The 8,813-nt window shown below is 71.2% G+C and carries 8 protein-coding genes and 1 pseudogene; 6 read left to right on the plus strand and 3 right to left on the minus strand.

All coding sequences use genetic code 11. From position 1 onward, the window contains the following. The first annotated feature begins 410 nt into the window (after positions 1-410). From G5C51_RS36855 to G5C51_RS36880, 6 genes are all read left to right on the plus strand, one after another. Positions 411-1,919, plus strand: a complete 1,509-nt coding sequence (locus G5C51_RS36855) for a sugar ABC transporter ATP-binding protein (RefSeq protein WP_165244390.1) — start codon at positions 411-413, stop codon at positions 1,917-1,919. After that, the gene (locus tag G5C51_RS36860; protein WP_165244392.1) at positions 1,916-2,953 is read left to right on the plus strand and encodes an ABC transporter permease; all 1,038 of its coding nucleotides are present in this window, start codon (positions 1,916-1,918) and stop codon (positions 2,951-2,953) included. The genes G5C51_RS36855 and G5C51_RS36860 overlap by 4 nt, the downstream gene beginning before the upstream one ends. Beyond that, positions 2,950-3,924, plus strand: coding sequence for an ABC transporter permease (locus G5C51_RS36865; RefSeq protein WP_165244394.1), 975 nt, complete (start codon positions 2,950-2,952; stop codon positions 3,922-3,924). Before G5C51_RS36860 ends, G5C51_RS36865 begins: the two co-directional genes overlap by 4 nt. Positions 3,925-3,953: 29 nt before the next feature. Beyond that, positions 3,954-5,027 (plus strand): rhamnose ABC transporter substrate-binding protein, encoded by a 1,074-nt coding sequence (gene rhaS, locus G5C51_RS36870; protein ID WP_165244396.1) that lies wholly within the window; start codon positions 3,954-3,956, stop codon positions 5,025-5,027. Positions 5,028-5,042: 15 nt separating this feature from the next. After that, complete coding sequence (locus tag G5C51_RS36875) at positions 5,043-5,363, plus strand: L-rhamnose mutarotase (protein ID WP_165244398.1); 321 nt, start codon at positions 5,043-5,045, stop codon at positions 5,361-5,363. Positions 5,364-5,490: 127 nt separating this feature from the next. Continuing rightward, positions 5,491-6,501 carry a LacI family DNA-binding transcriptional regulator gene (locus tag G5C51_RS36880; RefSeq protein WP_165244404.1) on the plus strand — a complete coding sequence of 337 codons (1,011 nt, stop codon included), beginning with the start codon at positions 5,491-5,493 and terminating at the stop codon, positions 6,499-6,501. 50 nt (positions 6,502-6,551) lie between these two features. Here the strand turns inward: G5C51_RS36880 and G5C51_RS36885 are convergent, their stop codons facing one another. The 3 genes and pseudogenes from G5C51_RS36885 to G5C51_RS36895 form a co-directional block, all read right to left on the minus strand. Then, complete coding sequence (locus G5C51_RS36885; protein ID WP_165244400.1) at positions 6,552-7,331, minus strand: SAM-dependent methyltransferase; 780 nt, start codon at positions 7,329-7,331, stop codon at positions 6,552-6,554. 45 nt (positions 7,332-7,376) lie between these two features. Continuing rightward, positions 7,377-8,456, minus strand: a complete 1,080-nt coding sequence (locus tag G5C51_RS36890; RefSeq protein ID WP_165244402.1) for an NAD(P)-binding domain-containing protein — start codon at positions 8,454-8,456, stop codon at positions 7,377-7,379. A gap of 73 nt (positions 8,457-8,529) precedes the next feature. Further along, a pseudogene (locus G5C51_RS36895) lies at positions 8,530-8,813 on the minus strand (alkanesulfonate monooxygenase); the annotation flags it as partial.

Below are 8,813 nucleotides of genomic sequence, written 5' to 3' on the forward strand. Positions count from 1 at the left end.
GTGTCGAGGCCGAGGGGGTGCGGGGCGTACTCCACCGTGGGCCGGGCGATGCGCGCGGCGGGCCCGGCGGCGGGACGGCGGGCGGCGGCGGTCGCGGCCTGGGCCGGAACGAGGGTGGTGGCAAGGGTGGTTGCGGTGGTGGCTAGCAGTTGGCGTCTGCTGAACACGCGCGGCTCCCTACTAACGACTCGGGGGGTATGAATCGTTTCACGGACCGGACGCTAGAGATGGGCCACGGCCATGTCAAGGGTGAGTGGACCGACTTGGCGGCGATGAAAGAAATCGACGTTCGCACCATTGACGCTGTGGAAGCGCCGGGTCTAGCTTCCCGTGAAAAGCGCTTGAAACCTTTCACCCCAGCCGTTGACCCCAGCCTTTCACCCCAGCCCTCTGAGACCTTGGGTACAGCCATGACCCGATCCCCTGTTCTGGCCGTACGGGGCCTGAGCAAGTCCTTCGGCGCCGTGCGCGCGCTGACCGACGTGACCCTCGAGCTGCACGCCGGCGAGGCGCACGCGCTGGCCGGCGAGAACGGCGCCGGCAAGTCCACCCTGATCAAGACCCTCGCGGGCGTGCACCGGCCGGACGCCGGCGCGGTGCGGCTCGACGGGGAGGCCGCCGACTTCGGTGGCCCCGCCGACGCCCGCGACGCCGGCATCGCGGTCATCTACCAGGAACCGACGCTCTTCCCCGACCTGTCCATCGCCGAGAACATCTTCATGGGCCGCCAGCCCCGCCGCACCCTGCGCCGCATCGACCGCACGGCCGTGCACGACGCCACCGCCGCGCTGATGCGCCGTCTCGGCGTCCCGCTCGACCCGGAGCGGCCGGCGCGCGGCCTGTCCATCGCCGACCAGCAGATCGTGGAGATCGCCAAGGCGCTGTCGTTCGACGCCCGCGTGCTGATCATGGACGAGCCGACGGCCGCGCTGACCGGAAGCGAGACCGCGCGGCTGTTCTCGGTCGTCGAGACGCTGCGCGCCGAGGGCGCGGCGGTGCTCTTCATCTCGCACCGGCTGGAGGAGATCTTCCGGCTGTGCAGCAAGGTGACGACGCTCAGGGACGGCCGCTGGATCGCCACCGACGACGTCGCCGGGCTCACCGAGGACGCGCTCGTACGGCGCATGGTGGGCCGCGACCTCGACGAGCTCTATCCCAAGCAGCAGGCCACCCTCGGCGAAGTCGCCCTGTCTGTACGCCGCTTGACCCGCGAGGGCGTCTTCCGCGACGTGTCCTTCGACGTCCGGCGCGGCGAGATCGTCGCGCTGGCCGGGCTCGTCGGCGCCGGGCGCAGCGAGGTGGTGCAGGCCGTCTTCGGCGTCGACCGCGCGGACGCGGGCGAGGTGCATGTGGGTGGTACGAAGCTGCGCGCCGCGTCCCCCACCGCCGCCATGGACGCGGGCGTCGCCCTCGTACCCGAGGACCGGCGGCAGCGCGGCCTGGTCATGGAGCTGTCCATCGAGCGCAACATCGGCCTGACCGGGCTCGGCAGCCTCGGCTCCGGCGGCCTGATCAAGCGTGCCCTGGAGCGCGGCCGCGCCTCGGACTGGGCGACGCGGCTGCAGCTGAAGTACGGCAAGCTCTCCGACTCCGTCGAGGTGCTCTCCGGCGGCAACCAGCAGAAGGTCGTGCTCGCCAAGTGGCTGGCCACCGAGCCGACCGTGCTCATCGTCGACGAACCGACCCGCGGCATCGACGTCGGCACCAAGGCGGAGGTGCACCGGCTGCTGTCGTCGCTCGCCGCCGAGGGCCTCGCGGTCCTGATGGTCTCCTCCGACCTGCCCGAGGTGCTGGGCATGGCCGACCGGGTGCTGGTGATGCACGAGGGCCGGCTGGCGGCGGAGATCCCGCGCGCGGAGGCCACCGAGGAGTCGGTGATGACGGCGGCAACGGGCCGTAACGGCAAGGAGGCGGCATGAGTATGACCACCCAGGACAGCCGCCCCGCCGTCCCGCAGGCCGACACCTCCGCCCGCTCCCTCGTCGATACGGTCTTCCGCGCCCGCGAGCTGTCCATCGGCGGCGCGCTGGTGCTGCTGATCCTGTGCACCTGGCTCGCCAACAGCAGCTTCCTCGACGACCAGGGCATCAAGGACCTGCTCCTCAACTCCTCGATCCTGGTGCTGCTCGCCGTCGGCCAGTCCGTCGTCGTCATCACCCGCAACATCGACCTGTCCGTCGGCTCGGTCGTCGGCCTCACCGCCTTCGCCTGCGGTGACTTCGCGAAGAACAGCGGGCACAGCGCGTTCACCGTCTGCCTCCTCGGCATCGGCATCGGCGTCGCGTGTGGCCTGATCAGCGGGCTGCTGGTGAGCTTTGGCCGCGTCCCCGCGCTGGTCGTCACCCTCGGCATGCTGTACGTGCTGCAGGGCTTCGGCTACTGGTGGGCGAGCGGCGACCAGATCAACGCCGCCACGCTCCCGGACGGCGTCCTGAACCTCGGCAGCGGCAGCGTCCTCGGCATCCCGTATCTGCCGCTGCTCTCCGCCGCCGCGCTCGCCGCCACCGCGTACTACCTGCGCACCTACCGCGGCGGCCGCGAGCTCTACGCCATCGGCTCCAACCCCGAGGCGGCCCGCCTCGCCGGCATCCCGATCCGCCGCCGGGTGCTCGCCGCGTACGCCTTCTCCGGCGCCATCGCCGGCTTCGCGGGCGCGCTGTGGCTGTCCCGCTTCGGCACGGTCGTCGCCGACGCCGCCAACGGCTGGGAGCTGACCGTCGTTTCCGCCGTCGTGGTCGGCGGCGTCGCCATCACCGGCGGGACCGGCTCGGTGTGGGGCGCGGCGCTCGGCGCGCTGCTGCTCACCACCATCGGCAGCGCGCTCGTCGTGCTGAAGGTCTCCTCCTTCTGGCAGCAGGCGATCACCGGCGTGCTGCTGCTCGCCGCCATCACCACCGACCGCATCGTGCAGCAGCGCACCACCAGCGCCCTGCGGAAGAGGAGCCGCGCATGAGCAAGTACCTGCGCTGGGACACCGCCGTCGGCATCCTGCTGATCGCCGTCTTCCTCACCGGCTCCGGCACCACCGAGGGCTTCGCCGACACCGGCAATCTGTCGTCCGCGCTGAACGACACCGCGGAGATCGCGCTCATCGCGCTGCCGATGACGCTCCTCGTCGTCGCCGGGCAGGTGGACCTGTCCGTCGCCTCGATGCTGGGCCTCTCGTCCGCCCTCGCCGGCAGCCTGTGGGACGCGGGCTGGACCTTCGAGATGATTGTGCCGGTCTGCCTGCTCGTCGGTGTGCTCGGCGGTCTGCTCAACGGCTGGCTGGTCACCCGTATCGGGCTGCCCCCGCTCGCCGTCACCATCGGCACGCTCACCCTCTACCGCGGCCTCGCCTCCGTCGTGCTCGGCGACAAGGCGGTCGCCGACTTCCCCGAGGCGTACGGGAAGTGGGCGGCCTCGACGGAGACGGTGCCGGGCACCTTCATCCCGTATCCGATCGCCCTCTTCATCGTGCTCGCCGTGATCGCCGCCGTGCTGCTGCACTCGACCGGCTTCGGGCGCTCGCTGTACGCGATCGGGGCGCAGGAGGACGCCGCGCACTTCGCCGGGATCCGGGTGAAGCGGATCAAGCTCGCGCTCTTCGCCGTCTCCGGCCTCGTCGCGTCCTTCGCCGGGATCGTCTACACCCTGCGCTACGGCAGCGCCCGCGCGGACAACGGCCTGGGCCTCGAGCTCACCGTCATCGCCTCGGTGCTGCTCGGCGGCGTCGACTTCAACGGCGGCAAGGGCACCCTCGGCGGCGCCGTCGCCGGCGTGCTGCTGATCGGGATGCTCAACAACGTCCTCACCCTCAACGACATCTCGGGCGAGATCCAGGTCATCGTCACCGGCCTGCTGCTGATCACGTCCGTCCTCACCCCGCGGGTCGTCGCCGTGCTCTCCGAGCGCCGCCACCGGCGGGCGGCCGCAGTCTCCTGACCCACCGGACCCCGAAAGGCACCCTCGTCATGTACTCCAAGAGCCGCACTCTCGCCGCGACCGCCGCGGTCTGCGCCCTGGCGCTGGCCGGCGCCGGCTGCTCCGGCACCACCAAGGACGACGCGAAGGACGACGCGAAGAAGGAGGCCGCGGGCGCGAAGGCGAACCCGGACGCGCCGCTGAAGAAGGGCCTGAAGCTGGCCTTCCTGCCCAAGCAGATCAACAACCCGTACGAGCAGATCGTCGACAAGGCGGGCATCGCCGCGAGCAAGGAGTTCGACGCCACCGCGAAGGAGGTCGGCCCCTCCGACGCCAAGGCGTCCTCGCAGGTCAGCTACATCAACACGCTGATCCAGCAGAAGCAGAACGCGATCCTCATCGCGGCCAACGACCCCAACGCCGTCTGCGGCCCGCTGAAGACCGCGATGAAGCAGGACATCAAGGTCGTCGCATACGACTCCGACACCGCGAAGGACTGCCGCCAGCTCTTCATCAACCAGGCGAGCTCCGAGGAGATCGGCCGCTCCCAGGTGCAGCGGATCGCCAAGCAGGTGGACTACAAGGGGCAGATCGCGATCCTGTCCGCCACCCAGAACGCGACGAACCAGAACACCTGGATCAAGTACATGAAGGACGAGCTGAAAGATCCGAAGTACAAGGACATGAAGCTCGTCAAGGTCGCCTACGGGGACGACGACGACCAGAAGTCCTTCCAGGAGACGCAGGGGCTGCTGAAGGCGTATCCGAAGCTGAAGGGCATCATCTCGCCGACCACCGTGGGCGTCGCCGCCGCGGCGCGGTACATCAGCTCGTCCTCGTACCAGGGCAAGGTCGTCCTCAACGGGCTGGGCACGCCGAACCAGATGCGGAAGTTCATCAAGGACGGCACCGTCGAGGAATTCTCGCTGTGGGACCCGAAGAAGCTCGGCTATCTCGGCGCCTACGCGGCCGCCGCGCTGGCCTCCGGGCAGATCACCGGGGCCCAGGGGGAGAAGTTCAAGGCGGGCGAGCTCGGCGAGTACACCGTCGGCAAGGACGGCGAGGTCATCCTCGGGCCGCCGACCGTCTTCAACAAGAAGAACATCGACGACTTCGACTTCTGAGGAGGGGCGTTCACCGTGCAGCGCGTCTGTTTCCTGCTGAAGGTCCGCGAGGACCGGCTCGCCGAGTACCGCGAGCGGCACGCCGCCGTATGGCCGGAGATGCTGGACGCGCTCACGGCGGCCGGCTGGCGCAACTACTCGCTCTTCCTGCGCCCCGACGGCCTGCTGGTGGGCTATCTGGAGACCGAGGACTTCGCCGCAGCGCAGGCCGCGATGGCGGCGACCGACGTCAATGCCCGCTGGCAGGCCGAGATGGCGCCGTTCTTCGAGGCGCTGGACGGCGCGAAACCGGACGCTGCCATGCAGCCGTTGGCGGAGGTGTTCCATCTGGCCTAACGGCAGCCGGGCCGGGCATCGCGCCGCGGGGGTCCGGGGCGGAGCCCCGGTTCTTTCGTCGTGGCTCCTCAGCGGAGCGCCTTAGCATGGGCGCACAACAGCGGAAGGGAAAGCAGCCGTGGCGCGCATGGTGGGCATCAAGGACGTGGCGCGACAGGCCGGGGTGTCCGTCGGCACGGTCTCCAATGTGATCAACCGGCCGGAGACGGTCGCCGAGGCCACCCGCGACCGCGTCCAGGCGGTGATCGACCGGCTCGGCTACGTACGCAGCGAGTCCGCCCGCCAGCTGCGGGCCGGCCGCAGCCGCATCATCGCGTTGCTGGTCCTGGACATGGCGAACCCCTTCTTCGTCGACGTCGCCACCGGCGCCGAGCGGGCCGCGCGGGACGCGGGCCTGGGCGTGATGCTGTGCAACAGCGCCCAGAGTCCGGTCGAGGAGGCCGCGTACCTGGAGCTCTTCGTCGAGCAGCGGGTGCGCGGCGTCCTGGTGACGCCCGCCGACGACACCGGCGGCACCGTCGCGTCCTTCGCGCGGCACGGCATCCCGTACGTCTTCGTGGACCGCACCGTCGCCTCCGCCGACGCCTGCTCGGTGTCGGTGAACGATGTCGCCGGCGGCGCGCTCGCCGTACGCCACCTGCTGGAGGGCGGGCACGAGAGCGTCGTCTACGTCAGCGGCCCGATGCACCTCCCGCAGTGCCAGGACCGGCGCACCGGCGCGCTGAACGCGCTCAAGGAGGGCGGTCTCGACGAGCGGGCGCTGCTGCAGATCGAGTGTGAGCGCCTCGACGTGGCCTCGGGGCGCGACGCGGGCGAGCGGCTGCTGGGCATGTCGCCGCGGCCGACGGCGGTCTTCTGCGCCAACGACCTGCTCGCGCTCGGCGTGCTGCAGACGCTGTTCGCCTCCGGCGTCGACGTCCCCGGCGACATCGCGCTGGTCGGCTACGACGACATCGAGTTCGCGGCGGCGGCCGCGGTGCCGCTGACCTCGGTCCGCCAGCCCGCGTACCGGATGGGCCGCGCGGCCGCCGACCTGCTCATCGAGGAGACCGGCGACGCGATGGACACCCACGAGCACCAGCGGATAGTGCTGCAGCCGGAGCTGGTGGTCCGCAGGTCGAGCCTGGCCCAGCGCTGACCGGAGCCCGCGTGCAGGATCCTGCGCATGGATGTCGGCCGGCGCCGGCTTTACGGCTTGCGCCCCAGCCCGCCGTACGCGTCCACCCGCAGCGGCGACCCGACCTGGGAGGCTTCCGGCCGCCACTCGGTCACCATCACCACGCCCGGGTCCACCAGCTCGAGACCCTCGTGGAAGCCGGCGATCTGCTCGGGGCTGCGGACGTAATACGGCAGTGCGCCGCTGGAGTTGTACTGGTCCTGCGCCTCGATCATCTCCGGCGAGGTGGCGGTGCCGTCGTAGTGCAGCAGATAGCTGCCGGACGGGAGCGGCGCCATCAGCCGGCGGATGAGGGAGCGGGCCTCCTCGTAGTCGGCGACGTGGCCGAGGACGCCCATCATGATCAGCGCGACGGGCCGGTCGAAGTCGAGGGTCTTCGCGGCCGTGGCGACGATGGTCTCCGGGTCGTGCAGGTCCGCGTCGATGTACGCCGTCTCGCCCTCCGGGGTGCTGGTCAGCAGCGCGCGGGCGTGCGCGAGCACCAGCGGGTCGTTGTCGACGTACACGATGCTGGCGTCAGGGGCGACACCCTGGGCGATCTCGTGGGTGTTGTCAGCGGTCGGCAGCCCGGTGCCGACATCGAGGAACTGGCGCACGCCCGCCTCGCCTGCCAGATGGCGTACGGCCCGGATCAGCAGCTGCCGGGAGGTGCGCGCCACGTCCACCAGGCCCGGCCAGGAGGCGGCGATCTGGTCGGCGATCTGCCGGTCGGCTTCGTAGTTGTCCTTGCCGCCCAGCCAGTAGTTCCAGAAGCGGGCGGAGTGCGGCACGGAGGGGTCGATGTCAGTCATGGCAGCACTTCCCCACAGCGGCGAACGATCGTTACCTGTCAATGATCAAGCTACCGCAGTGAGTTGACCTTTGTCGTCAGTCAGCAGGTGCCGGAGTTCGCGGACCGCGCTGCGCCCCGCGCGATTCGCGCCGATGGTGCTGGCGGACGGCCCGTAGCCGACGAGGTGGATGCGCGGATCGCGCACCGCCCGGGTGCCGTCGACGGCCACGCCGCCGCCGGCCTCGCGGAGCCGCAGCGGGGCCAGGTGGTCCAGGGCGGCGCGGAAGCCGGTGGCCCAGAGGATCACGTCGGCCTCGACACCGCTGCCGTCCGCCCAGACGGCGCCGGTCGGCGTGATCCGCTCGAACATCGGCAGCCGGTCGAAGACGCCGCGCTCGCGGGCCCGGCGGATCTCGTCCGTCACGGCGAGGCCGGTCTCGGCCACCACGCTCTTCGGCGGCAGCCCCTGCCGGACCCGCTCGGCCACGTTGGCGACGACCTCGCGGCCCCAGTCCTCGTTGAACTCGCCGTCGCGCCAGACCGGCGGCCGCCGGGTGACCCAGTGGGTCTCCGCCGCCACCTCGGAGATCTCCAGCAGATGCTGGGTGCCCGAGGCGCCGCCGCCGACCACGATCACCCGCTGCCCGGCGAAGTCGGCGGGGCCGTTGTACTGGGCCGTGTGCAGCTGGCGGCCGCGGAAGGTCTCCTGCCCCGGGTAGCGGGGCCAGAACGGGCGGTCCCAGGTGCCGGTGGCGTTGATCAGGGTCTTCGTGGTCCAGGTCCCGGCCGAGGACTCGACCAGCAGCCGCCCGTCGTCGCCCTCCCGTACGGCGGTGACGTCGACGGGCCGCAGCACGGGGAGGTCGAAGGCGCGCTCGTACGCCCCGAAATACTCGCCCACGACCTCCGCCGCGGGCCGCGTCGTGTCCCCCTCCTCCAGCCGCATCCCGGGCAGGTCGTGCACCCGGTGCGCCTTGCCGTAGGTCAGGGTCGGCCAGCGGAACTGCCAGGCCCCGCCGGAGCCGGGGGAGTGGTCCAGGACGACGAAGTCGAGCCCGCTCCGGCGCAGAAAGTACGCCGCCGAAAGCCCGGCCTGACCTGCTCCGATGACGACCGTGTCGACCTCGCGTCCGCTGTGGTTCATGTTTCTACCAACCGCGCGCGGCGGGAAAATCATCCCGTGCCCGCCGCGCGCGGTCAGCAGCCGCCGCTACCGCTCACCGCCCCCCGGCGAGCAGCAGGGGCGCACCGCCCGGCGCGGACGCCGGACGGCCGTTCGCGGCCGGGACGCCGGCCAGCGGGGAGGCGGGGATGGTGGGCAGCAGGCCCCGCCGCGCCAGCTCAGGGGTGACGCCCTCGCCGAACCAGTACGCCTCCTCCAGATGCGGATAGCCGGAGAGGATGAAGTGCTCGATGCCGAGCGCGCGGTACTCCTCGATCCGGTCGGCGATGTCCGCGTGGCTGCCGACGAGCGCCGTGCCCGCCCCGCCCCGTACGAGCC

Source organism: Streptomyces coryli (genome assembly GCF_011044975.1).
GTDB classification, from domain to species: domain Bacteria; phylum Actinomycetota; class Actinomycetes; order Streptomycetales; family Streptomycetaceae; genus Streptomyces; species Streptomyces coryli.